Below are 24530 nucleotides of genomic sequence, written 5' to 3'. Positions count from 1 at the left end.
AACGTCCATGAGTGAAGATGAGTTGGCACTGTGGCGTCAGGCGCTGGCGGCTGTGCCCATCTTGCAAGGGCTCAGCGACACCGAGCAGACGACGCTCATTGGCTTGGGGCAACAGCTGCTCAAGCGCAAGACCCTGACCCTGATCGGGGTAGATCTCCGCCCCCGTCAACAGGAGGTGCTGGCGCTGCAGGCGGCGTTGCCCATCTTGCACCTTGGCCTTGACTGGTATCGCGGCTTTCACGAAATCATCATCATTCCCGAACCAGTGACCCGGCGCCAGGAGGTGCAGGATGAGTTCGGGCTGGTGAGCGAGTTTGAAGAGGAGAACGCCGGCGAATCCTGGCCGCAAGGGCCGCTGGTGCTGGCCTGGAGCGAGCTGCAGCAAGATGGCGACTGGGACGGCTTTAATCTGGTGATCCACGAGCTGGCCCACAAGCTCGATATGCTGGGCGGTGAGGCGGACGGTGCGCCGCCGTTGCCGGGGCAGATGAGCAGCCAGCTGTGGCAACAGGTCTTTCAAACCGCCTTCGATGCGCTCTGCCAGCAGCTTGATCGGGATGAGGTAACCGCCATCGATCCCTATGCGGCCGAACATCCTGCCGAATTTTTTGCCGTCAGCTGCGAGATCTTCTTTACCGATCCGCTGCGGCTGCAGCAGGTCTATCCCGCGGTATACCGGCAACTGAGCCAGTTCTTTAGCCAGGATCCCGCGCAGCGTTTTCCCGCGACCCGCTTGCTGGCGGGGGAGGGAGGTTACGGAGTTCTGTGACATCAATGCACAACAAAAATGGTAAAACAGTGGAAATGCTTAATTGTGGTCAGTGTTAAATTAAATACGAAAATCCAAAACTGACGAGCTTTATATTTAACGTAAATGTTATTTAAACACACAGCCAATACCGGTGTTAGTCCGGTATTGGCAAAGTATCAGAGAATAAAAATAGGGGGGTTATTTCATGTTCGATATGCTATGAACGATAAAATGCTATCAGTTTATCGATTGCTCTTTCAACAAATATGCTTTTGTCATAGAGATCAATGTGGTTGGCGCCACCTATTTCGAATAGTTCTTTAGGCTCACTTGCTTCTTTATACATTTGTTCACTCTCATTTTTAGAGCCTGCTAACTCACCAATTATCATGAGTAGTGGCGTTGGCGCTAAAAATTTCGCGTTATCTAGCGCTGAAAATGTCAATAGCTTCTCATAGCTCCATGGTAAAAATTTACTCTCATACTTTCCTTTTATTCCCCGGTCTGTCATATAATATTCATAAAACTCTTGAAATAGTTTCGGCATGTCAGGCGTGCAGTTTTCTGGCGCATGCGGTAAATATGAAATCGCCTCACCATTTACAAATTGTAATCTAGCATTATTTACTGATGAGAGTAATTCATCTAAATTCTTTTGAGAGAATAAGCTGCGATAAAAACCTCGATGATCGAAGTACGCATTTACGGTTGCAACTTTTGATATTCTTCTATCGGTAACAGCTGTATGTGATAAGTATCCTCCGCCGGAGCAGATTCCTAAACCAAAAATTGATTTTTTATCAACTATATCTAATGTTGATAAGTAGGTAACTGCTGCAGAAATATCTTCTGACTTATTATATGGATTTTCATAGAATCTGGGTTCACCTTCACTGTCACCAAAAGTTGCATGATCAAATGTCAGGCAAATAAAACCATGTGCAGATAATCGCTGAGCATACTCATCAACAGTTTGCTCTTTAACACCGGCTTGAGGTGGGACAAGAAGAATCGTAGATCGTACTTCATTATCCACAATGTTGTCAGGTTGATATAGATATCCAATTAGTTTGTTTTCTTGGCTATAAAAACTGATTTTTGATTTGATTGTTATCATAGCTTTCCCTATTTTATATTGAATTTATGTGAATTATTAAAAGTTTTCTATAGAAATTAATTTTGCATCGCTTCGTATTTTTTTTAGTACTGGGTTTATCGCTTGATGGGATGGCATACATAGCCCTACGCTTCGACCTCTAATGGGGAGATTAATATCAAAAACGTTTATGTCTGATACTTTTTCAACTAGTCCCATAGGAAGGAAGCAACTACCTAAACCCGCAAGAGCTAACAAAAAAGCCTGTTCCTTTGTTTCTGCTGTAGACACAATGTTCAATGCAATCTTCTTTGATGATATTAATCCGAGCACTTCTTGGTGAACTTCACAACTGGGGCACTCTATAAAATCTAAGTGATAAAAATCTTCGATTTTACTTGGTGCTGAAATGTTCTCTTTTGTAACAAAAACAAACTTCTCTTCCCATAACGGGATAAATAGATCAGTATCATTTTTGTCTTTTTCGAATCCAATTCTGCAATCAGATTTATCTGATGAGGTCAAAATAAAATGGCAATTAGGTGCCAAACGTTCTAAATGAGAAAGTGTTGTCGCAGTTTTATATTTACTGATGGAGTTGCAGACCCCAACACTTATTTTAGGTGTTGTTGCCTTTGACATGAATAAAGTTGAGATTGTAGCGCTGTCATTCACAAGACGCTTTGCGTGAGGATATAACTCGTGGGCACTGTTAAGTGGTTGAACTCCCTTTTTATCTCGTAAAAAAAGATCGTTGCCAAGTAGTTCCTCAAGTTGTTTCAATGCGGCAGATATGGATGGCTGCGTAATGTGACATTTTTCCGCAGCAAGAGTTAAGTTTTTTTCTTCATAGATAGCTATAAACAAACGTAACAGTCTAATATCAACCATATTTCCCTCCACTTTATTAACGATAGAGTACATAGCATGGTGTCATTAATAAAATACCGTTTGCCAATGATACCCATAGCCTTAGGCTATAGAAAAAAGAACCTCCCAAACAATTCATCTGAGAGGTTCTAAAAACAACGACTTAGTTAGGGCAATGGTACTATATGTAGTTAAAAAATGGTCTTTTTATAAAATTCATCCAGTTTTATAACAGCCTGATTAACATACTTATCTTGGTCATACAGGTCAAAGTGACCAGCACCTTTGATGGTAAAAAGTGTGGCATCAATTTTTTTCTGTTTTGCACGTTCCACAGCAATTTTACTAAATGGAGCAGACAATGCCTCTGACCCAATGATCGCCATAAATGGCTTTCCTTCAAGTAATTCAATGTGTTCAGTTGGGTTAAATGCATATCTTGAATCTAATGAGATAGCTGCTCTCTTGGGGGTGTATGTTGCTACGGCACCACCGCGCTTGCTATTTCGGTAGTAATCTGCAGCTTGATCCCAGAATTCACCAAGACCAGAACCTGCAGCAGGGATCCCATCTACATAGAGTACCTCACCGGTTTCAAAGTATTTTTGACGAGCATCACTAGCCCATTTAATTTGCTGTTGATATTGCTTAACAGGGGAGCCGTTGAGCATGTTTGCATATTGAGTTGCACCACCCATGCCATAATCAGTGAAGTCAATAAAAGCGCTAACAACAGCTAGCGATTTTACGTGAATCTTGATAGGCAGTTTGAAGACCGTAACCAGCACCAGAACATAATCCTAGTTCAGCAACTCGCTCATCATCAACACCTGGAATAGAACGGATGAAGCTAATTGCATTTTTAATATCTTCCACTTTCATCGGAGCATTTTCCATGCCTCGAGGCATACCACCACTTTCACCATATGTTCTGTGGTCAAATGCTAAAGTGACATAACCCTTCTCAGCCATTTTTTTTGCGTAAATTCCGGCGGTTTGCTCTTTTACGCCACTGGCTGGAGTTATCACCACGATAGCAGGGTACTTTTTAGCCGGATTAAAATCCTTAGGCAAGAATAAATTTCCTGAAATTCTTGTGTTTTCACTTAGGAAATTTACTTTATTAATACCGGGTTGGAGTTCATGGTTGATATCCGCAAATTAATTGAATGATGCAATTGCGGAAAGGCCAAACATGAATGCTGAAATTGTTTTTAGTTTCATTTTTCTTTTCTCTTGGTTAATGAAAACATACTGTTTAACTGAATAAAACATCACCACTGACATTATCAAGGCATGGGTGTATATCAAATCTTACAACACCTACCTGCATGCGCCCCAAGCATTGTTCTTTAACTTTTGCAACACCGACATGTCCAAATCCTGCACATAGCTCTATAGCTCTGATACCTTCTGAATATAAATCATCAAGCTGTAAGCATGCTTCTTGATAGCTAGATACTGCTATTGTTTTAACATGAACGCTATCTGTTTTAACCCATTGAAAATCAAGTTCTGGATTGACATTAGGAGCTAGGAAAATGAAAGCTGCTTTGAAACAAGACATGTAAACTCCGTATAGTGATATGCTATGTTTAAATTCATCGTATCTCTGGCCTAACATTCCCTCCTTTCTTTATCATTGCCCTTTAAATGTGGCATTGATAAACACGAATCTGCAACAGTCAGTGTCTATGACCATTATTTGATTAGACTATTTGCCATGCCTTAAATTTTAGATAAGGATGATGATTGTTTTATTAAGTAATAAATCCGAATTGGAGAGTAGAATGACTGAGGAGAACAGAATGACTGATCTGAAAGTTGCCGCTCAGCGCGCCCTGAACCTGATGGACCTGACCACCCTGAACGATGACGACACCGATCAGAAGGTGATCGACCTGTGCCATAAGGCCAAGTCACCGGCTGGCCTGACCGCCGCCGTCTGCATCTACCCCCGTTTTATCCCTATCGCTCGCAAGACTCTGCGTGAGATCGGCGCTGCCGACGTACGCATTGCGACCGTGACCAACTTCCCCCACGGCAACGACGACATCGAGATCGCCGTGGCCGAAACCCGTGCCGCTGTCGCCTACGGTGCTGACGAAGTGGACGTGGTGTTCCCGTACCGCGCCTTCATGGCCGGCAATGAACAGATCGGTTTTGATCTGGTCAAAGCCTGTAAAGAGGCCTGCGGTGCCAACGTGCTGCTGAAAGTGATCATCGAAACCGGCGAGCTGAAAGAAGAGGCGCTGATCCGTCGCGCTTCCGAAATCTGTATCGATGCCGGTGCCGACTTCATCAAGACCTCCACCGGCAAGGTGCCGGTCAATGCGACCCCAGAAGCGGCCCGCATCATGATGGAAGTGATCAAGGCCAAGAATCCGAAAGTCGGCTTCAAGCCAGCGGGTGGCGTGAAAGATGCCGCCGTGGCCGGTCAGTACCTGGCCATGGCCGAAGAGATCCTCGGCAACGACTGGGTGTCCGCCTGTACCTTCCGCTTTGGTGCATCCAGCCTGCTGGCCACTCTGCTGGCCACTCTGGGGCATGGCGACAAGCCGGCCAACACCAGCGGTTACTAATAGGTTGATGAGAGGGCGGACTGCTGTCCGCCCTGTTAGCCCCCACCATGCGGTGTGCGGGCAAGGATTCAGGCTTGTGTAACGCCAGCAATGGCGGAGGGAATGAAAGATGTTTTTGCCTCAAGAAATTATTCGCAAGAAGCGCAACGGTGAAGCGCTCAGTACCCAAGAAATTCAATTCTTCGTTCAGGGCATTACCAACAACACCATCGGCGAAGGGCAGATCGCCGCGCTGGCGATGGCGGTCTACTTCAAAGACATGACCATGGATGAGCGGGTTGCCCTGACCTGCGCCATGCGCGACTCCGGCATGGTATTGACCTGGGATCACCTCAATCTGGGTGGCCCGATTGTTGACAAACACTCCACCGGCGGTGTGGGTGATGTTGTCTCCCTGATGCTTGGCCCGATGGTCGCTGCGTGCGGCGGTTTCGTGCCGATGATCTCCGGCCGTGGCCTGGGCCACACCGGCGGTACCCTCGACAAGCTGGACGCCATTCCCGGCTACCAGACCTCGGTCGACAGCGACCGTTTCCTGAAAGTGGTGAAAGAGGCGGGTGTCGCCATCATCGGCCAGACCGGCGATCTTGCCCCCGCTGACAAGCGTATCTATGCAGTACGTGACATTACTGCAACCGTCGAATCCATCGCGATGATCACCGGCTCCATCCTCTCCAAGAAGCTCGCCTCCGGGCTCGAAGCGCTGGTGATGGATGTGAAAGTGGGCTCCGGCGCCTTTATGCCGACCTTCAAAGCGTCCGAAGAGCTGGCTAAGAGCATTGTGGCCGTGGCCAACAGTGCCGGTTGCCGCACCTCTGCGCTCTTGACCGACATGAACCAGGTGCTGGCCTCCAGCGCCGGTAACGCGGTGGAAGTACGTGAAGCGGTGCGCTACCTGACCGGTGAATACCGCAACCCGCGCATCCACGAAGTGACCATGGCGCTGTGTGCCGAGATGCTGATCTCCGCCGGTCTTGCCAGCGATGAGCGCGATGCCCGCGCCAAGCTGCAGGCGGTGCTGGATAATGGCAAGGCGGCCGAGATCTTCGGTCGCATGGTGACTGGTCTCGGTGGCCCGGCCGATTTTATGGAGCGTTACGACTCTTACCTGCCCAAAGCCGCCATCGTGCGCCCGGTCTTCGCGGCCAACAGCGGTTTCGTGACCGCTATGGATACCCGCGAGCTGGGTCTGGCCGTGGTCGCCATGGGCGGTGGTCGCCGCGCTGCCGGTGACAAACTTGATTATGCGGTCGGTCTGACCGACTTTATCCGCCTGGGTCAAAGCGTTGATGCTGACAAGCCGATCGCGATGATCCACGCTCAGACTGAAGATCAATTTATTTTGATTGATCGAATGGTTAAAAACTCAATATTGATAGGTCCTCAAAAACCGGAAGATAGAAACAGTGTAATATCTGTAATTCGAAGCTAAGTTTATTTACCATCACCCTCACATTTTTAATGTAGCCACCTGTAGTTAGGGATTAACTATGTTAATCCCTGAGTCAATTTTTACAAATGGTCTTGAATCTATTCTATCTTCCATGAATAGTTGAATTTAATTCTGTTGATGCAATCTGCTGTTGTATTAAAAGATTCAACTTGCTTTTATTTAGAGGTGCTTTTGTGAAAGTTATTTTAGCATTGCTATCCATGATATTCATTGTCGTCTTGTCGATATATACATCCGTCTATATTGTTATCGGCGACACTGATGCTCCAAAAGATAACCTGAAAGTCATTAACTCAGAACATTGGAATGGAAAGGGATTTGAGAACATTGATGAGATGAAGGAGGATGATAGCTCATCGATAGAACGCTTGTATCACCTTCTATTTAATAATAAGGAGGTTAGAACTCCTGAGGAGTCTATTGATTATGGTATTCGCAATGGCAAAGATTTGGTTGCGTTACCATCGTCAGGTTTGAGAGTTACATGGTTTGGGCATTCAAATGTATTATTGGAGTTCAAAAAGAGTCGAGTCCTTATTGACCCGACATGGTCTGAACGAGCATCTCCATTTAAGGCTCTGGGGCCAAAAAGATTTTATTCTCCTTCAATGAGGCTAGATGCGCTACCTCCAGTTGATCTTATCGTTATATCGCATGATCACTATGACCATCTAGACTATGAGGTAGCGAACTACTTTAGAAGTAAAAAAACAAAATGGGTTGTTCCATTAGGAATTAAGAGCATTCTCATGAAATGGGGGGTGCCAGAAGCTCAAGTGATTGAATTTGATTGGTGGGAAGAAAAAGTCATTGATGGGGTGTTTATTGCTTCAACACCGGCACGCCATTACTCTGGCCGTTTATCAAGGTCTAATCACACCTTGTGGTCGAGTTGGGTCATAAAGGATAGTGATAATTCAATCTTTTATAGTGGTGACACGGGGATGCATCGGGAGTTTAACACTATTGGTGAAAAGTATGGCCCATTTGATCTAACATTAATGGAGGCTGGCTCATATAGTGCCATGTGGCATGATACACACCTAGGACCAGAGCAAGCCGTTATAGCTCATAAAATATTGCGAGGAAAATATTTATTACCTGTTCATTGGGCTGCTTACAATATGGCTCCACATGGGTGGTCAGAACCCATAGAACGAGTGATAAATGCTGCTAATAAATTGAATGTGAAGATTTTAACTCCACAACCGGGGACAACAATCGACAAGGCAGATTTTGATAAACATGGCTTTGTATGGCCTATCAAAAAAAATGAAAATAAAGAATATGAACCTGTTTGGTCGAGCAAGGTGAATGACCTTTTGATGGCAGATAAAAAAGTATTGAACCGGGATGCTTTAAAATAACCTGATAGTATTAGGTGGATTATTTCCTAAAAAAGGCAGTGGCTATACGCCCTCATACTAAAAAACAAACTGCATCCCTTGTGGTGGCCCGTGAGAGCCTTATTTAGTTGATGGATATATCCACAAATGGGTGTGTCAGGAGTGCCGAATAGCTAGAGACGGATATCCGGATGTAGGGCTGAAAAGGGAAAATGTGTGCGCAGGAACGTCAGCTTTGCGAAATAGCAAAAAGGCACCCGAGGGTGCCTTTTTCACAATCTGAGTGGCTTGCCTATCAGGCAGCGGCTTTCAGCTGTACGGCGGCGGCTTTCTTGTGATCGCCGATCGGCATCACGGTGCGGCCGAACTGCTCGTTGATCACGGTGGCCATGGCCAGGTAGATGGCGCTGGCGCCACAGATGATGCCTTCGAAACCGGCGATGGTGCCGATCAGGGTGCTGCCGGTGAAGTCACGGGCGGCCAGCAGGAAGAACAGCACGGTCAGGGAGGCGAACACGAACTGCTTGGCGCGCGGGTAGTTGATGGTGCCAACCAGCATGAACAGGGTGAACATGCCCCACATCAGCAGATACCAACCCATGTAGGCGTGCGGAGTGGCTTCGGCCAGACCCATGGTCGGCATGATCAGCAGGAACACCAGGCTCAGCCAGAACAGGCCGTAGGAGGTGAATGCGGTCACACCAAAGGTGTTGCCACGCTTGTACTCCATGATGCCAGCGATGATCTGGGCGATGCCGCCGTAGCACAGGCCCATGGCCAGGATCATGGCGCTGATGGGGAAGAAACCTGCGTTATGGATGTTCAGCAGGATGGTGGTCATACCGAAACCCATCAGACCCAGAGGGGCAGGGTTGGCCAATTTTTCGCTCACGTGGCGTTCTCCAAAAATAGAGGTGGGGGTTAACAAAAGACGCGCGATTTTAGGCAGGCTGCGGCGCGCCCGCAAGGGGGCAAGGGGGATAAATCGTAAAAAAACTACGTGATTATTTGCATCAGAGGCCAAATGCTCACCAAGGCAGGCTGTTTGGTGAGCAAAAGGTGTCAAAATAGTTGAGGGGTTGTATTTTTATTACGCTTTTTACGAAGTGCGGCGGCGTCACTGATCCAGTGTCAGGATCACTTTGGCTTCCTTGTCCTCTTCCTTGACCTGGCTGTCGAGCACGAACAGCCGCTCCGGGGCGATCCCCTGGCTGTCGACCAGAAACTCCTTGGTATTTTGCGCCCGGCGCATGGCGAGATTGCGCAGGGATTTGGCGGTGATGAGCTGCTGATCCCGCAGCAGGATCACCGCCTGGGCCCTCAGTGCCGCGCTCTCTTCATCCAGATGGAGCCGATCGGCCAGATCTTCCAGATCTTCGCCAAAGCGCTCTTCATAGGCCTGGGCCAGCGCCTTTTGCAGGGCGGGGTCCTGTTCCAGCAGGTCAAGATCCGCCTGATTGCCGGTGAGCTTGGCCAGTACCCGCTCCAGTTTTTGCCGTTGCAGGATGGGGCGCTCCTCGTTGAAGTTGACCTTGCCGCGAATGTTCATGCTGAGCTTGGGTCTATCCTTGAGGGCCTGCGCCAGCTTGACCAGTTTCTCCTGCTGGGTGGGGGTGAGATCGGGATCCCCCGGCAGGAAGGGAAGTTCGTCGAGATCTTCGGTGCCATCGGCCAGCGAGGCGAGCAGGGAGAAGGGGGAGGTGATCGCCTTGCTCAGGGTGTTGCCCAGCACATCCCAGAAGATATTGCCGATGCTGAAGTCCGGTTGATCGAGATCCCCCTTCACCTTGAGGTTCATCTGTATCACCCCGTTGGCATCGCTCAGCAGGGCGATGGCCAACCCCAGCGGGAGATCCTTGGCCTGCTCGCTCTTGATCTTCTCGCCCAGTTGCAGCTTCTTGATGGTGATGTCGTTATCCCCCTCCAGCCGGTTGCCCTCCAGCTTGTAGTGCAGCTTCATGGAGAGCTGCCCCTTGTCGATGGCATAACCGGCATAGGTGCCCGAATAAGGGGTAAAGGTGGTGAGCTCCAGGTTGTGGAAGGCGACCGCGATGTCGAGGATAGGGTTGGCCACCAGCAGGTTGGTACCGCCGCGAATGGTCACCGGCGCATAGCGATCCACCTTGCCGTTGAAGGCGAGATCGGAGCGTTGCCCCGGAATATTGCTGATATGGCGACTCTGGCCGCCCAGCGAGGCGATATCGGCCACAAAATCCTGACTCAGACTGCGGTCGGCAAAGCGCAGGTTGCCCTGCTCGGTGCGCAGCTGGTCGATGGTGAAACGAAAATCGGGAGCCTTGCTGCCAGCCGTCGCGTGAGGGCTGTTGGTGGCCGCCGGTTGTGGCAACAGCAGCTGTTGCAGGTTGGTGGTGCCATCTTCGTTGATCTCGATGCGGGCGAAGGGCTTGTTCAAGGCAATGTCCTTGATCCGCATCTGCTGGCTGATGCCGTCGTACGTCAGCCCGGTGAGAGCCAGGGTGTTGAACTCCAGCAGCCGCTGATTGTCTGCCCGATCGACTACTTTGAGCCCGTTGATATCCAGCCCCCCTTGCAGGGTCAGCTTGCTGAGATCTCCCTGGGTAGTGGTGGCGAGATCGAGGAGGGTTTTGCTGCTCAGCAGCCCGTTTTGCACCTTGATGCGTACCAGATCGGCCAGATAGGGCTGTGCCAGAGTGAGGGGGAGCTCCTGCTGGTTGATCTCGCCGCTTAAGGTGAAAGGAGTCAGGGTCAGTTGGCCATCAAAGGCGAGGGGGCTGCTCTGGTTGAACTGGGTGGCCAGAGTCAGTTTGCTCGGTTGCTCCCCCTTGCTGCCCAGTGGCCCCAGCGCTAGCTTGAGGCCGGAGAGCTGGCGTGCCTGCGGTTTGCCGCTGCTCGATTCGGTGAGAGTGAGATCGCCCCTGTCGATAAGGATCTGCTTGATCTGCCACTGCCAGGGTTTGTCTGCCCCGTGTTTCTTGCCGTTACCGGCTGTCTTTGCTTGTTGTGCCGACTTGGGCGCCGCATTGCTTGCCACCTCGTTTGCGGTGTTGGCTTCTTTGACGGGCTTGGCGGGAGCCTGTTCAATCAGCAAGTCAGCCAGATCCAGTTCCTGCTGTGGGTTGAGGGTGGCCTTGAGCAGGGGTTGTTGCAGGGTTACCTTGCTGATCTGGAGCGACTGTTTCTGGCCATCGACAGCCAGCTCGCTCAGGGCCAGCTGGCCGAAGCGGGCAAATTCGTCGCCCTTGTGTTTTTTAAGCTGCCAGTTGTCCAGGGTCAGCTTGCCTTTGGACAATTGCCACAGTACCCCTTGCTTGCCCTCTTTAAGCTGGTACTCCACCTCTGCATTGGCGTGGCCCTTGGCCAGATCCAGCTTGAGATAGGGTGCCCAGAGCGGGGCGAAGGGTTTCAGCTCGACCTGCTTGAGGCTCACCTTACCCTGACCCATGCCGCTCATCACATCGAGTTTGCCGTGGGCAGCGAGGCTGCTTTTGCCGTTGATGGCGGCGCTCAGCTGATAGGCTGTCGGGTGATTTGCCTCGGTGCGCAGGTTATCGAGTTTGAGGGCCACTTTCTCCAGATTGAGAGGCGGCAACCAGCCAGGTTCGCTCTCCTTGCGTTGATCCTGATAGCGCACATGCCCGTCAGTGACATTGACGCTGGCAATGTCGATCAGCAGCGGTGCACTGGCTGGTTCGGGCTCGGGGGAGGGCGCAGGGGGGAGCAGGGTCGCTAGCGCATCGGTCAGATTGAGTCGAACCTTCCCCTTCTTGTCTGCCAGCCGTTGCAACTGCACCACGGGTTTGGTCAGGGTGACGGCGGAAAGCACGACCCCTTTCTGCTGCCAGCTGGCTTGCAGGTCGGGGGTGATAAAGAGCTGCTCAAAACGGATGATGGGCTGCTGCTTGGCGTCGAGCAGGGCGGTCGCGCCGAGTGTGAGAGAAGGGTTGCGCAGCCCTACGTCAATCTCCCCCAGCGTCAGTTGCAGGCCATAGTGCTCGGCCAGCCAGCCGGGCAGATAGCGCTGGATCAAACGGGGGGTTTGCCACAGCAGCAGAGTGATCAGGATAAGAAACAGCAGGAAAGAGTAGGCAAGGTAGCGCAGCAAGCGGAGCTTGGGGGACGCGGGCTCGGTGGTGTTCATTTGGTGCACTCCCATTTGGTTCCCGCCATGGTACAGAAAAGCTGGATAGTAATCATGGGGTTGCGTGCTGTTGTACGCCGTACTTTGTCCAAAGGCGATCCAGTTCACCATTTTGTTGCAGCGCTGCCAGCCACTGTTCCAGCTGGGCAGGGGTAATGGGGGCGGCAGGGTGAAGGATGGCGCGGTGCTGATACTGTTGATCCCATTTTTGCGAGATCAGCAGCTGATCGGCGGTGTCGGGATGGGCCAGCAGATACTGGTTAAGGTATGAGACGTTGAGAATGGCTACCTCGCCACGTCCTTTGAGCAGGGCTTGCAGGGCGCTGATATTGTCTTTGACCAGGGTGATATTGAGCTTGCGCTGCAGGTAGACGGGATCGGCATTGAACTGGCCCACGCCGTAGTGGTAGCCGGTCACCCCGATAAGATGATGCCGAGAAGGGTCATCGAAAAAGCGCTGATCCCGACCCACTTTGTTCAGGGCCACATAGACCTCACCACCACCGAGGAAGGGGGCTGTCATCTTGAATTTATCTGTGTCCCAGCCCCATTTGGTGTCTTCAAACAGCATCAGCGAGAAACGGCCCAGGTCGAGCGCCTTGTAACGGTTGGCGGCCGAGGTGGGAACAAACACGAATCTTACCTCTTGCTGGATCTCGTTTAGCTTGGCGATGAGGTCCAGCGTCAGCCCTTCATAGCGGGAATCGGAGAGTTTGACCACAAAGGGGGCATAGGGGTACCCGCCAACCTTGATGAGGGGATGGCTCCAGCCAGAGAGGCTGAACAAGAGCAAGAACCAGCACCAATATCTCATGGGATCCCCAGGGCAATAGCTTGCTCCCAGATTCGGTTAATCTGCGCCAGTTTTCAAGCTGTTAAGGGAATTAACACAGCGCTGTTCGGCGGCCTCCAGCTCGGCCATCACCATCTGGATATCCTCCAGTTGCTGGCGCAGGGCGCCGCGTTTTGCCTCGATCAGCTGGATCATGGAGTGGAGCTGGGTTTTGCTCGATTTGTCGGTGTCGTACATATCGAACAGCTCGCGGATCTCGGCCAGGCTAAACCCCAGCCGTTTGCCGCGCAGGGTCAACTTGAGCCGGATCTTGTCCCGATGGCTGTAGATGCGGGTTTGCCCCTCCCGCAGCGGGGTGAGCAGCCCTTCGTCCTCGTAGTAGCGGATGGTGCGCGGCGTAACATCAAACTCGTGGGCCAGCTCCGAGATGCTGTAGGTGACCTCCTTGCCGGGCAGGGAACGGGACATGGTCATGACTCCTGTTGCTGGGCGTGTGGCTGGCAGAGGCGGGCACGCAGCCGTTCGGCATTGGCGTGCAAGGCCTGACCGACCCGCGAGCCGTTGGGGCGAGCGAGCTGCTCGCTGACCCACTGGCCGGTGGCCGCCAGTTTGTCGAGATCCACTCCGGTCGTCATGCCAAGGCCGTGCAGCAGGTAGACCACCTCTTCTGACGCCACATTGCCGGAGGCGCCCGGCGCATAGGGGCAGCCGCCAAGCCCCGCTACCGAGCAGTCGATGGTGCGAATGCCGCGCTCCAGCGCGGGTAGCAGGTTGGCCAACCCCTGGCCGTAGGTGTCGTGAAAATGGACCGCGAGTCGCCCCGCCGGGATCTCGTGCAGTACCGCATCCAGCATGGGCGCCACCGTGCCCGGAGTGCCGACGCCTATGGTGTCCCCCAGCGAAATTTCGTGGCAGCCGAGATCCAGCAACTGCTCGGCCATGGCGGCGACCCGTTTCGGGCGGGTCGGGCCATCAAACGGGCAGGCGATGACGGTGGAGAGGTAGCCACGCACCTTGATGCCGAGGCGGCGCGCCTCCTGCACCAGCGGGGCGAAGCGCACCAGCGACTCCTCCACGCTGATGCCGATATTGGCGCGGGTAAAACCGTCGGAGCAGGCGGTGAAGAGGCCAATCTCATCGGCGCGGGCGGCAATGGCTGCCTGCAAGCCTTGCAGATTAGGCACCAGTGCGCCGTAACGGGTTGAGCCCTTGCGCGGCAGTGCCTCGAACAGCGCTGCGGAGTCCGCCATCTGCGGCACCTTTTTGGCAGAGACAAAGGCACCGACCTCGATGCGCTGCAGACCGCTGTCGGTAAGGCGCTGGATCAGCTCCAGCCGCTGTACCAGGGAGAGGGGCGCAGCTTCATTTTGCAGGCCATCTCGCGGCCCCATCTCCACCAGACTGACCCTGTCGTCACGGACGTCCTGTGATCGGTTCATGGGTGTTCCTCCTGTGAAGCAGTCTCTTCGACAAAGCGCACCAGCACGGCCCCCTGGCTTACCTGCTCGCCCTGCTTGCACTGCAGGGTTTCAATTACCCCATCCCGCTCTGCACGCAACTGGTGTTCCATCTTCATCGCCTCCAGCACCAGCAGGGGTTGTCCCTTGCTGACTGTTTGGCCGGGTTCGACCAACACGGCTACCACGATGCCGTGCATGGGGGCGATGGCGCCCTGCACCTTCTCGTTTGCCTGATCATGGTAGTGACTGTGCAGCTGATCATCGGCCGCGAAGCGGATGCGCTGGCCCCCTAGGGTCATGATGAAGGCTGCCTCCGAGCCTGCGACCGTCTGAATGGGGATCTGTTGCCAGCAGTCACCCTGCTGCAGCCGGATATTATCGTCACCTCTCTGGTAGCAACGGGTCTCCCCTTGCCACTCAAACTGGCCGCCATGATCGTTAAGGGTCAATACCCGGTGCTCATCACCAATGCGTACCGCCGCTGCCCAGCAGCGAGCCGGCCCCAGCCGAAATCCGCAGGCTTGCTGCCAGGGGGCGGTGCCCGCAGGGCGGCTCGCCAGCCAGAGGGTGGCCAGCGGCCAGGCGAGTTCAGGAATGGGTTGCGCTGTAGTGGGGATGGGCCACTGGGTATGGTGGCTCATGGCCAGGACGTCAGGCTCTTCACACAGGCGCAGCAAGAGCGCGCCGTTGTGCATCAGCGGGCCGAGATCCAGCGCCGCCAGCGCATCGGCCAGTTTGGCGAACGCCTCGGCGCGACTCTGGCCGTGGGCGATCAGCTTGGCGATCATGGGATCGTAATAGGGGCTCACCTCATCGCCAGCGGTGACGCCGGTGTCGATGCGCACGCCAACGGGCCAGTGGAGCCAGTGGATAGGCCCGCTGGCAGGCAGAAAACCGGCCGCCACATCCTCGGCGTAGAGGCGCGCTTCCACCGCATGGCCGCGCAGCACAACTCCCTCCTGAGTGAGTGGCAGCGGCTTGCCTTCTGCCACGGCCAGTTGCCAGGCCACCAGATCCTGCCCGGTCACCGCTTCGGTGACCGGATGCTCCACCTGCAGCCGGGTGTTCATCTCCATAAAGAAGAACTCATCCTTGCAGAGCAGGAACTCGATGGTGCCAGCCCCCTGATAATGGATGGCTTTGGCTGCGGCCACGGCCGCATCCCCCATGGCGCGGCGCAGAGCCGGAGGGATGTCGGGGGCGGGCGCCTCTTCGATCACCTTCTGATGGCGTCGCTGCAAGGAGCAGTCCCTGTCCCCAAGATAGATGGCGTTGCCGAGGCTATCGGCAAAGACCTGTACTTCCACATGGCGAGCTTGGGGCAGATAGCGCTCCAGCAGCACCAGATCGTCACCAAAGGCGGCCTTGGCTTCCCGTTTGACTGCCGCCAGCGACTCGTCAAAGTCGGTCAGCTGATCGACCCGACGCATCCCCTTGCCACCGCCGCCACTGGCTGCCTTGATAAGTAGCGGGAAGCCAATCTGGCTCGCCTGATCGCGCAAGAAGTCCGGTCGTTGATCCGTGCCGTGATAGCCGGGCAGCACTGGTACGCCGGCAGCCTGCATCAGCGCCTTGGCCCCCGATTTGTCGCCCATGGCGAGAATGGCGTCGCCGCTTGGGCCGACAAAGCGCAGGCCGCGCTGTTCGCAGGCGGTGGCAAAATCGCTGTTTTCCGACAGAAAACCGTAACCGGGATGGATGGCATCGGCGTGCGCCTCTTTGGCAATCTTCAGCACCTTGCCGGTGTCGAGATAGCTCTCTCTGGCCGGTGCGGGCCCCAGATGCCAGGCCTCATCGGCCAGACGGGTGTGCATGGCGTGGGCGTCGGCATCGGAGTAGAGGGCGATGGTGTGAATGCCGAGGCGTTTCGCCGTGTTGATGATGCGCACGGCAATCTCGCCGCGATTGGCAATCAGCAGGCGCTTAATCTGAGTGTGATGGGTCATGTCTCATCCTTGAAACGGGGACGCCAGGCGGGAGGACGTTTGTCGAAGAAGGCTTGCATCCCCTCCTGGGCTTCGAGCCCCACCCGAACCCGGGCGATGGTCTCGACGGTTTTTTCTTCGTGCAGGCGGGAAGGATGGGCTTCTATCGCCGCCAGCAGCCGTTTGGTCTCTTTCATCGCCTCCGGCCCGTTGCGGCACAGACGAAGGGCCTGCGCCCGCCCCTCCGCCAGCAGTTGATCCGGTTTGCAGAGTTGGTGTGCCACATTGAGCCGACAGGCGGTAATGGCATCGAACGGCTCGGCACTGAGCATGTAGCGGCGCGCCTGACGCATCCCCATAGTGCGCACCACGTAGGGGCTGATCACCGCAGGCACCAGACCTAGGCTCACCTCTGAGAGGCAGAAGCGGGCATCGTCGCTGGCCAGCACCAGATCGCAAGCGCAGATGAGGCCCAGCGCCCCGCCATAGGCGGCCCCTTGCACCAGCGCCACCGTAGGGAAGGGAAGCTCATCGAGGGTCTGCATCAGCCGCGCCAGTACCCGAGCGTCTTCGCGATTGTGCTCGAAATCTGCGTGGGCCAGATTACGCATCCAGTTGAGGTCAGCGCCCGCGCAAAAGTGTTTGCCCTCTGCCCGCAGCAGCAGGGCGTGGGGGCGTTCGGCGAGATCATGACCATGAAGATGGGCCAGATCATCGAGACAGTCGAGCAGCCCCAGCATCAGGTCGGCATCAAAGGCGTTGTGGCGGGCCGGGCGCGACAGCACCAGCTCGGCCAGCGGGCCATGCCGTTCCAGCCGAAACGGGCCCTGTGTTGAAGAGCCAAGTGCTGAGGAAGTAAGTGGATCAGACATCGTTTTGCTCCTTACATCCGAAAGATGCCGTACTGCTCGGTTTCAATGCGGGCACCCTGACAGGCGGCGAGCGCCAGCGCCAGCACGGTGCGGCTCTGGGCCGGGTCAATGACGCCATCATCCCAGAGGCGGGCGCTGGCGTAGTAGGGGTGACCCTGGCGTTCATACTGCTCGATCACCGGGGCTCGGATGGCGGCCGCCTCCTGCTCGCTCAAATCTTTGCCCTCGGCAGTCAGCTTGTCGCGACGCACCTGTACCAGCACTCCGGCAGCTTGTTCGCCACCCATGACAGAGATACGGCTGTTGGGCCAGCTAAAGAGAAAATCGGGCTCATAAGCGCGGCCGCACATGCCGTAGTTGCCAGCACCAAAGCTGCCGCCGACGATCAGGGTGATCTTGGGCACCCGGCTGCAGGCCACGGCGGTGACCAGCTTGGCGCCGTGCTTGGCGATCCCCTCTTTTTCTGCGCTGCTCCCCACCATAAAGCCGGTGATGTTCTGCAAAAAGAGCAGCGGGATGGCACGCCGGTTACAGAGTTGGATAAAGTGGGCCCCCTTCTGGGCACTGTCGCTGTGCAGCACGCCGTTGTTGGCGAGGATCCCCACTTCCATGCCGCAAATACGGGCAAAGCCGGTCACCAGTGTGGTGCCGAACAGCGCCTTGAATTCGTCAAAATCAGAGCCATCCACCAGTCGGGCGATCAGTTCGCGGGCGTCGTAAGGGCGTTTGAGACTGGTGCCCACCAGACCGTAGAGCTCCTCGAGCGGGTAGCAGGGGGGCTCGTAGCCGGGGCTGCTCTCTATCGGCTCGTTACCCAGATGAGTAACCAGCGTGCGGGCGATGGCCAGCGCATGGGCATCGTCACGGGCCATATGATCAGCAACGCCGGAGTGGGCACAGTGCACTTCGGCGCCGCCCAGGGCTTCGGCGCTGATCTCCTCGCCGGTGGCGGCCTTGACCAGCGGCGGACCCGCCAGAAAGATGGTGGCTTGCTCCCTGACCATGATCGACTCGTCCGCCATGGCGGGCACGTAGGCGCCGCCTGCGGTGCAGAGCCCCATCACCACCGCCAACTGGGGGATGTTCTGGGCCGACATGCGGGCCTGGTTGTAGAAGATGCGGCCAAAGTGATCCCGGTCGGGGAACACCTCGTCCTGCATCGGCAAGAAGGCGCCGCCGGAATCCACCAGATAGAGGCAGGGGAGGCGCAGCCGCTCGGCGATGGCCTGGGCGCGCAGGTGTTTTTTCACCGTGAGCGGGTAGTAGGTGCCGCCCTTCACGGTGGCATCGTTCACCACCAGCATGCAGAGCCGGCCCGAGACCCGGCCGATGCCGGTGATGATGCCGGCGGCGGGCACCGGCTCGTCATAGACCTGCCAGCCAGCCAGCGCCGAGAGCTCGAGAAACGGGGAGCCCGGGTCCAGCAGCTGATTGATGCGCTCGCGGGGCAGCAGCTTGCCACGGGCCTGATGGCGGGCGTTGTTGGCCGCGCCGCCCCCTAGCGCGATCTCGGCAATGCGGGCGTGGAGATCGTCGACCAGCCCCTGCATGGCGGCCCGATTGGCCGCATATTCCGGGCTCGCCGTGTCAAGGTGGGAGTGGATACGACTCATGCATTTTCTCCCATCAGCTCGCGGCCGATGAGCCAGCGGCGGATCTCCGAGGTGCCGGCGCCGATCTCGTAGAGTTTGGCGTCCCGCAGTAGGCGGCCAGTGGGGTATTCGTTGATGTAACCGTTGCCGCCGAGCAGCTGGATAGCATCGAGCGCCATCTGGGTGGCGTTTTCGGCGGCAAACAGGATGGCTGCGGCGCAATCTTTACGGCTGGTGCGCCCCTGATCGCAGGCGCTCGCCACCGAGTAGACCAGCGCCCGGCTGCTGGCGAGGCGGGTATACATGTCGGCGAGCTTGCCCTGCACCAGCTGGAACTCGCCGATGGCTTGACCAAACTGCTTGCGCTCACGCACATAGGGCAGCACCACGTCCATGCAGGCCTGCATGATGCCAAGGGGGCCCGCAGCCAGCACTACCCGTTCGTAATCGAGCCCGCTCATCAGCACCTTGACCCCGCCGTGCAGGGTGCCCAGCAGGTTTTCCTGCGGCACCCGGCAGTTGTCGAACACCAGCTCGCAGGTGCTGGAGCCGCGCATCCCCAGCTTGTCGAGCTTCTGGGCGGTAGAAAAACCGGGAGTGCCGGCTTCAACGATAAAGGCAGAAATTCCTTTGGGGCCCGCACTGGTATCTGTCTTGGCATAGATGACAAAAGTGTCGGCATCCGGGCCGTTGGTGATCCACATTTTGTTGCCGTTCAGCACGAAGTGATCGCCCTCGTGCTCCGCGGTGAGGCGCATGCTGACCACATCGGACCCGGCTCCCGGTTCGCTCATGGCCAGCGCCCCCACATGCTCGCCGCTTACCAGCTGGGGCAGGTAGCGCGCTTTCTGCTCGGGTGTGCCATGGCGGTGGATCTGGTTGATGCAGAGGTTGGAGTGGGCGCCGTAGGAGAGGCCGACTGAGGCGCTGGCGCGGCTCACCTGCTCCATCACCAGCACGTGGGCCAGATAGCCGAGGTTCACCCCGTCATACTCCTCCGCCACCGTGATGCCGTGCAGCCCCAGCTCACCCATCCGGGGCCAGAGATCACGGGGGAAGGTGTTGCTCTGATCGATCTCGCTGGCGCGCGGGGCAATCACTTTCTGGCAGAAAGCCGCAACCTGCTCGGTCAGGGCATTCAGGGTCTCATCCATCTGCATTCATGCTCTCCTTGCGGATATGACAGCCGGGTAGGAAGGTTGGTTCGACCGGCTGACTCGGAGTTACGACTAGCAGTGGTCGGTCCATTTTGTACTTCACTTCTGCCACAAGTTTACGTTAGCGTAAACGTAAATCAATTGTTAATCTGTTGTGTGTCGATAAAGCCGTGGTAGTGAGAGCGTCATCAGCTACCACGACAACAGCGCCATAGTGGCAGATCCGACTGACGCAGCGTGTGGGTGCCGCGTCATAAAGCGCTAACTCAGGAAAATAAGCGCGGGACAACAAGCGCGGGGCAACAAGGGAGCGAACGACAAGATGGATTTTACCCTGACCGATGATCAACAGGCGTATGTGGAGGCGGCCGCCGCCTTTGCCGATGAGGCGCTCAAACCCCATGCCGCGCGCTGGGACAAGGAGCATGAGTTTCCGATCCCGACCATCAAGCAGGCGGCCGGGCTAGGTTTTTGCGGTCTCTATACCCCGGAACAGTTTGGCGGATTGGGGCTGCCGCGCCTCGATGCGAGCCTCATCTTCGAACGCCTCGCCATGGGCTGTACCTCGACCACTGCGTATCTGACCATCCACAACATGGTGAGCTGGATGCTGGGTAACTGGTTGCCCACCGAGGTTGCCAAGGAGTGGGTGCCCAAACTGGCCAGCGGCGAGCTGCTGGGCTCCTATTGCCTCACCGAGCCGGGGGCGGGCTCCGATGCGGCGGCACTCAAGACCCGGGCGGTGCGCGAGGGTGACAGCTACCTCATCGAGGGGACCAAGGTCTTTATCTCGGGGGCAGGCAGCAGCGATGTGCTGGTGGTGATGGCCCGTACCGGTGGTGAAGGTGCGAAGGGGATCTCTGCCTTTATGGTGCCGGCAGATAGCGCGGGTATCGTCTATGGCAAGCCGGAAGAGAAGATGGGCTGGAACAGCCAGCCGACTCGGGAGGTTGTTTTCAACGGGGTTCGCATTCCTGCCTGTTATCGGTTGGGCGAAGAGGGGGAAGGATTCAAGTTCGCCATGCAGGCCCTCGATGGGGGGCGCATCAATATTGCCACCTGTTCGGTGGGCACCGCCCAGCAGGCGCTGGACGATGCGCTGGCCTATGTGCAGCAGCGCCAGCAATTTGGTCACCCGATCAGCGAATTCCAGAGCGTGCAGTTTCGCCTGGCCGATATGGCGACCGAGCTGGCTGCCGCCCGTTTGCTGGTACGTCAGGCCGCCGACAAGCTGGATCGCGGGGCACCCGACAAGAGTGCCTGGTGTGCCATGGCCAAACGGTTTGCCACCGATGTGGGTTATCGAATCTGTGATGAGGCTCTGCAACTCTTTGGCGGCTATGGTTATATCCGCGAGTATCCGCTCGAGCGCTATCTGCGCGATACCCGGGTACACCGCATTCTGGAGGGCACCAACGAGGTGATGCGACTCATCATCGCACGCCGCCTGCTGGCCGATCCCGGCTTGTCGCTGGGCTAACCGGTGGTCGCATCAAGGGTGTGTTGCCTGCCACCCGATTTGCACCATGCCATGCCGGTTTCGGCTTTGTGAGCCAGCCACAGGTTGGCGTCATTCAAGACTGTCATCATGGCGGCAGCTTCATCGACAAGGACAATGTTATGACAAGGATCAGACTCGAATATCATGGCCACGTGGCCTATATCACCCTCGACCATCCCCCTGCCAACACCTGGACCCTTGCCAGCCTGCAGGCCTTTTTGCAGATGATGGTGGAGCTCGACAGTCGTCCCGATGTGGTGGCGCTGGTGATCCGTGGTGCGGGCGACAAATTTTTCTGCGCCGGTGCCGACCTCAATATGTTTGTCGAGGGGAATGTCGAGCTGGCCCGCGAAGTAGCCGAGGCCTTTGGCAAAGCCTTCGAGGCACTGGCCCGTTTTCACGGCGTCAGTATCGCCGCCATCAATGGTTATGCCATGGGCGGTGGCCTGGAAGTGGCGCTGGCCTGTGATATCCGCATCGCCGAGCAGCAGGCGTTGCTGGGACTACCGGAAGCCTCGGTGGGCTTGCTTCCCTGTGCCGGTGGCACCCAGCGCCTGACCGAGCTGGTGGGGCCGGGCTGGGCCAAGCGGATGATCCTCTGCGGTGAGAAGGTGAGTGCCTCGCTGGCCTACGAGATGGGGCTGGTGGAGGAGGTGGTGAAAACCGGTCAGGCGTGGGAGGCGGCGCACCAGATGGCCCATCTGGTGGAGCGCCAGAGCCCGAGCGCCCTGCGCGCCTGCAAAACCCTGATCAATCAGGGCCGCAGTGGCCCGCGGGATGCCGCCTTGCCCCTTGAGCGGTCGCTGTTTCTCGATCTCTTTAGCGATGCCAATCAGCGTGAAGGGGTGGCCGCCTTCCTGGAGAAACGCTTACCGCGCTGGCAATATGGCCCAACAGAATAAATCCATACGGAGCCGTTTATGAGTGAGTTGGTCAAGGTTAGCTGTTATCCCACCGAAGATGGCCATCAGATCGGGGTGTTGACCCTCGACAGCCCTGCGTCTCTCAACGCATTGAGCCTGCCGATGATCCAGATCCTGCAACAGACGCTGACCCGTTGGGAGCAGGATCCTGCCATCGTCTGTGTGCTGCTGCAGGGGGCGGGTGAGAAGGCATTTTGTGCCGGTGGCGATATCCGCTCCTTCTATTACCGCAAGCAGGAGGCGAGCGGCTCGGAACTGTTCGAATATGCCCGCGACTTTTTCGAGCAGGAGTACCGGCTCGACCACCACATCCACTCTTACCGCAAGCCCCTGATCTGCGTGGCGGACGGTATCTGCATGGGGGGCGGCATTGGCCTGTTTGCCGGAGCCGATTTTCGGGTTGTCACCGAAAGAAGCATGTTCGCCATGCCGGAGGTGACCATCGGCCTCTACCCCGACGTGGGGGCGAGCTGGTTTTTAAGCCGGATGCCGGGGCGACTCGGGCTCTGGCTCGGTCTGACAGGTGCCCGCTTCAACGGGAGTGATGCCATCGGTCTTGGGCTGGCGGATCACGCCATCGCCAGTAGCGAGCGCAGTGCGCTGTTGTCACGCCTCGCCGTGCTCGAGTGGACTGGCAGTGGTGATCCCCGTGAGCAGATCGATCTGCTGCTCACGGGGTTGCATGGTGAGGTGGCGGCCCGCTTGCCAGCGCCAGTATTGCTGCCCCATCAACAGAGGATCGATGCCTTGCTGGCGGGACGCACGCTGCGAGGGGTATTGGCGCGGTTGTTCGATGCCCAGTTCGATGAACAGGAGGCGGTACTCCAGCAGGCGCAGCAGCTCTGCCGCACCGGCAGCCCCATCAGCCGCGCCATTTTGTGGCGCCAATATTGGCAGGCTCGCCGCAACTCCCTGGCCGAAGTATTTGCCGAGGAGCTGACCCTCTCGGTCAACTGCGTGCTCAAGGGCGATTTTGTGGAAGGGGTGCGGGCACTGCTGATCGACAAGGATAAAGATCCCCGCTGGCAACAGTGGCCACCGGAGGGGAAGTGGCTGGACGAGTTCTATCGCTGGCCGCAGGGGCGCAATCCGTTGGCCTGCAAGGAATAACATCTTGGCAACCGGCGGACGCCGCCATCAGCAACGCAAGGAGCAAGCGGGATGACAAGGATAGGGTTTATCGGGCTCGGCAACATGGGGGGGCCCATGGCGGCAAATCTGGCCAGGGCCGGGCACAGGGTGCAGGTGTTTGATCTGGTTGCCCAAAACATTGAGCGCGCCATCGCCGCTGGCTGCATCGCCACGGGGGATGCCCGTGAGGCGGTGACTGGCTGCGAGGTGGTGATCAGCATGTTGCCTGCGGGGGAACATGTGCGCGATCTTTGGTTGTCTGAGGGGCAGGATCTGCTGGCAGCCCTGCCGGTTGGTGCACTGGTGATCGACTGCTCCACCATAGATGTCGACTCTGCCCGTCAGGTCGGGGAGGCGGCCCGCGCACGCGGTTTGCGCTTTATTGATGCCCCCGTATCGGGCGGTGTCGCCGGTGCGGCCGCCGGGACGCTCACCTTTATCGTTGGCGGCAACGCGGCGGATTTCGAGGCGGCGAAACCTCTGCTCGCCTGCATGGGGCAGAACCTGTTTCACGCCGGGGCGCTGGGTGCCGGGCAGATCGCCAAGATGTGCAACAACATGCTGCTTGCGATCCACATGGCGGGCACTGCCGAGGCGCTGGCCCTCGGGGTGAAGGAGGGGCTGGATCCCGCCGTGCTCTCCACCATCATGGGCAAGAGCTCCGGCAACAACTGGAGTCTGGAGCGCTACAACCCCTGGCCCGGGGTGATGGAGAATGTCCCTGCCGCCCGCAACTATCAGGGGGGCTTTATGACCCGTTTGATGGTGAAAGATTTGGGATTGGCCATGGCGCTGGCCGAGCATGGCCACAGCGCTGTGCCCATGGGGGCGCTAGCCCGCAACCTGTTCAACCTGCATGCCGCTCAGGGGCAGGGGAGCCGCGATTTCTCCAGCATCGTCGAACTCTATCTGGATAAACAGGATCCCGCCTGACGGGCCACCTCTCTTCAAGGCATCT

22 protein-coding genes are annotated in these 24530 nt (G+C 56.3%); 8 read left to right on the top strand and 14 right to left on the bottom strand.

Annotation, left to right across the window (positions count from 1 at the left end; translation table 11 throughout):
- The first annotated feature begins 7 nt into the window (after positions 1 to 7).
- Positions 8 to 769 carry a zinc-dependent peptidase gene (locus tag ACTG2B_RS11445; protein ID WP_439996931.1) on the top strand — a complete coding sequence of 254 codons (762 nt, stop codon included), beginning with the start codon at positions 8 to 10 and terminating at the stop codon, positions 767 to 769.
- Between the two features lie 199 nt (positions 770 to 968).
- Here ACTG2B_RS11445 and ACTG2B_RS11440 read toward each other — a convergent pair whose 3' ends face one another.
- The 5 genes from ACTG2B_RS11440 to ACTG2B_RS11420 form a co-directional block, all read right to left on the bottom strand.
- Positions 969 to 1868, bottom strand: coding sequence for an alpha/beta hydrolase (locus tag ACTG2B_RS11440; RefSeq protein ID WP_069527295.1), 900 nt, complete (start codon positions 1866 to 1868; stop codon positions 969 to 971).
- Positions 1869 to 1904: 36 nt separating this feature from the next.
- Positions 1905 to 2738, bottom strand: a complete 834-nt coding sequence (locus ACTG2B_RS11435; RefSeq protein ID WP_439995830.1) for a LysR family transcriptional regulator — start codon at positions 2736 to 2738, stop codon at positions 1905 to 1907.
- A 170-nt stretch (positions 2739 to 2908) separates the two neighbouring features.
- Positions 2909 to 3505, bottom strand: coding sequence for a hypothetical protein (locus tag ACTG2B_RS11430; RefSeq protein WP_439995828.1), 597 nt, complete (start codon positions 3503 to 3505; stop codon positions 2909 to 2911).
- A complete protein-coding gene (locus ACTG2B_RS11425; RefSeq protein ID WP_439996930.1) occupies positions 3444 to 3809 on the bottom strand; it encodes an alpha/beta hydrolase in 366 nt (121 codons plus the stop codon). Before ACTG2B_RS11425 ends, ACTG2B_RS11430 begins: the two co-directional genes overlap by 62 nt.
- Before the next feature lie 166 nt (positions 3810 to 3975).
- The gene (locus ACTG2B_RS11420; RefSeq protein WP_083249938.1) at positions 3976 to 4284 is read right to left on the bottom strand and encodes a DUF6506 family protein; all 309 of its coding nucleotides are present in this window, start codon (positions 4282 to 4284) and stop codon (positions 3976 to 3978) included.
- Between the two features lie 241 nt (positions 4285 to 4525).
- Between ACTG2B_RS11420 and deoC the strand changes: the two genes are divergently transcribed.
- The 3 genes from deoC to ACTG2B_RS11405 all read left to right on the top strand — a co-directional run bounded on the left by deoC (position 4526) and on the right by ACTG2B_RS11405 (position 8119).
- Positions 4526 to 5299 carry a deoxyribose-phosphate aldolase gene (gene deoC, locus ACTG2B_RS11415; RefSeq protein ID WP_439995826.1) on the top strand — a complete coding sequence of 258 codons (774 nt, stop codon included), beginning with the start codon at positions 4526 to 4528 and terminating at the stop codon, positions 5297 to 5299.
- A gap of 109 nt (positions 5300 to 5408) precedes the next feature.
- Complete coding sequence (gene deoA / locus ACTG2B_RS11410; RefSeq protein WP_439995825.1) at positions 5409 to 6731, top strand: thymidine phosphorylase; 1323 nt, start codon at positions 5409 to 5411, stop codon at positions 6729 to 6731.
- A 194-nt stretch (positions 6732 to 6925) separates the two neighbouring features.
- Entirely contained in the window at positions 6926 to 8119 is a 1194-nt protein-coding gene (locus ACTG2B_RS11405; RefSeq protein WP_429131016.1) for an MBL fold metallo-hydrolase, read from the top strand.
- Positions 8120 to 8393: 274 nt separating this feature from the next.
- Here ACTG2B_RS11405 and ACTG2B_RS11400 read toward each other — a convergent pair whose 3' ends face one another.
- The 9 genes from ACTG2B_RS11400 to ACTG2B_RS11360 all read right to left on the bottom strand — a co-directional run bounded on the left by ACTG2B_RS11400 (position 8394) and on the right by ACTG2B_RS11360 (position 20020).
- Complete coding sequence (locus ACTG2B_RS11400; RefSeq protein ID WP_005336948.1) at positions 8394 to 8990, bottom strand: acetate uptake transporter; 597 nt, start codon at positions 8988 to 8990, stop codon at positions 8394 to 8396.
- Positions 8991 to 9215: 225 nt separating this feature from the next.
- Positions 9216 to 12218: a DUF748 domain-containing protein gene (locus ACTG2B_RS11395; RefSeq protein ID WP_439995823.1), complete on the bottom strand. Its 3003-nt coding sequence runs from the start codon at positions 12216 to 12218 to the stop codon at positions 9216 to 9218.
- 52 nt (positions 12219 to 12270) lie between these two features.
- The gene (locus ACTG2B_RS11390; RefSeq protein ID WP_439995822.1) at positions 12271 to 13032 is read right to left on the bottom strand and encodes a substrate-binding periplasmic protein; all 762 of its coding nucleotides are present in this window, start codon (positions 13030 to 13032) and stop codon (positions 12271 to 12273) included.
- A gap of 36 nt (positions 13033 to 13068) precedes the next feature.
- The gene (locus tag ACTG2B_RS11385) at positions 13069 to 13479 is read right to left on the bottom strand and encodes a MerR family transcriptional regulator (RefSeq protein WP_439995821.1); all 411 of its coding nucleotides are present in this window, start codon (positions 13477 to 13479) and stop codon (positions 13069 to 13071) included.
- Between the two features lie 2 nt (positions 13480 to 13481).
- Positions 13482 to 14450, bottom strand: coding sequence for a hydroxymethylglutaryl-CoA lyase (locus ACTG2B_RS11380; protein ID WP_064337796.1), 969 nt, complete (start codon positions 14448 to 14450; stop codon positions 13482 to 13484).
- Positions 14447 to 16417, bottom strand: coding sequence for an acetyl/propionyl/methylcrotonyl-CoA carboxylase subunit alpha (locus ACTG2B_RS11375; protein WP_439995819.1), 1971 nt, complete (start codon positions 16415 to 16417; stop codon positions 14447 to 14449). The genes ACTG2B_RS11380 and ACTG2B_RS11375 overlap by 4 nt, the downstream gene beginning before the upstream one ends.
- The gene (locus ACTG2B_RS11370) at positions 16414 to 17268 is read right to left on the bottom strand and encodes an enoyl-CoA hydratase-related protein (protein ID WP_128835562.1); all 855 of its coding nucleotides are present in this window, start codon (positions 17266 to 17268) and stop codon (positions 16414 to 16416) included. Before ACTG2B_RS11370 ends, ACTG2B_RS11375 begins: the two co-directional genes overlap by 4 nt.
- 11 nt (positions 17269 to 17279) lie before the next feature.
- Positions 17280 to 18881: a carboxyl transferase domain-containing protein gene (locus ACTG2B_RS11365; RefSeq protein ID WP_439995817.1), complete on the bottom strand. Its 1602-nt coding sequence runs from the start codon at positions 18879 to 18881 to the stop codon at positions 17280 to 17282.
- Positions 18878 to 20020 (bottom strand): isovaleryl-CoA dehydrogenase, encoded by a 1143-nt coding sequence (locus tag ACTG2B_RS11360; RefSeq protein WP_429014109.1) that lies wholly within the window; start codon positions 20018 to 20020, stop codon positions 18878 to 18880. The genes ACTG2B_RS11365 and ACTG2B_RS11360 overlap by 4 nt, the downstream gene beginning before the upstream one ends.
- Positions 20021 to 20339: 319 nt before the next feature.
- Between ACTG2B_RS11360 and ACTG2B_RS11355 the strand changes: the two genes are divergently transcribed.
- The 4 genes from ACTG2B_RS11355 to mmsB all read left to right on the top strand — a co-directional run bounded on the left by ACTG2B_RS11355 (position 20340) and on the right by mmsB (position 24505).
- A complete protein-coding gene (locus ACTG2B_RS11355; RefSeq protein ID WP_374808588.1) occupies positions 20340 to 21497 on the top strand; it encodes an acyl-CoA dehydrogenase family protein in 1158 nt (385 codons plus the stop codon).
- A 140-nt stretch (positions 21498 to 21637) separates the two neighbouring features.
- On the top strand, positions 21638 to 22420 hold the full coding sequence (locus ACTG2B_RS11350; RefSeq protein WP_005336930.1) for an enoyl-CoA hydratase: 783 nt from the start codon (positions 21638 to 21640) through the stop codon (positions 22418 to 22420).
- Positions 22421 to 22438: 18 nt separating this feature from the next.
- A complete protein-coding gene (locus ACTG2B_RS11345; RefSeq protein WP_439995815.1) occupies positions 22439 to 23551 on the top strand; it encodes an enoyl-CoA hydratase/isomerase family protein in 1113 nt (370 codons plus the stop codon).
- Positions 23552 to 23602: 51 nt separating this feature from the next.
- Entirely contained in the window at positions 23603 to 24505 is a 903-nt protein-coding gene (mmsB, locus tag ACTG2B_RS11340) for a 3-hydroxyisobutyrate dehydrogenase (protein ID WP_043826366.1), read from the top strand.
- The last annotated feature ends 25 nt before the right edge of the window (positions 24506 to 24530 follow it).

The sequence above is a fragment of the Aeromonas sp. 30P genome (assembly GCF_051919805.1).
Taxonomy (GTDB): Bacteria; Pseudomonadota; Gammaproteobacteria; order Enterobacterales; family Aeromonadaceae; genus Aeromonas; species Aeromonas veronii.
Note: the sequence above shows the minus strand (reverse complement) of the source record. Positions and strands in the feature narration are given on the sequence as shown.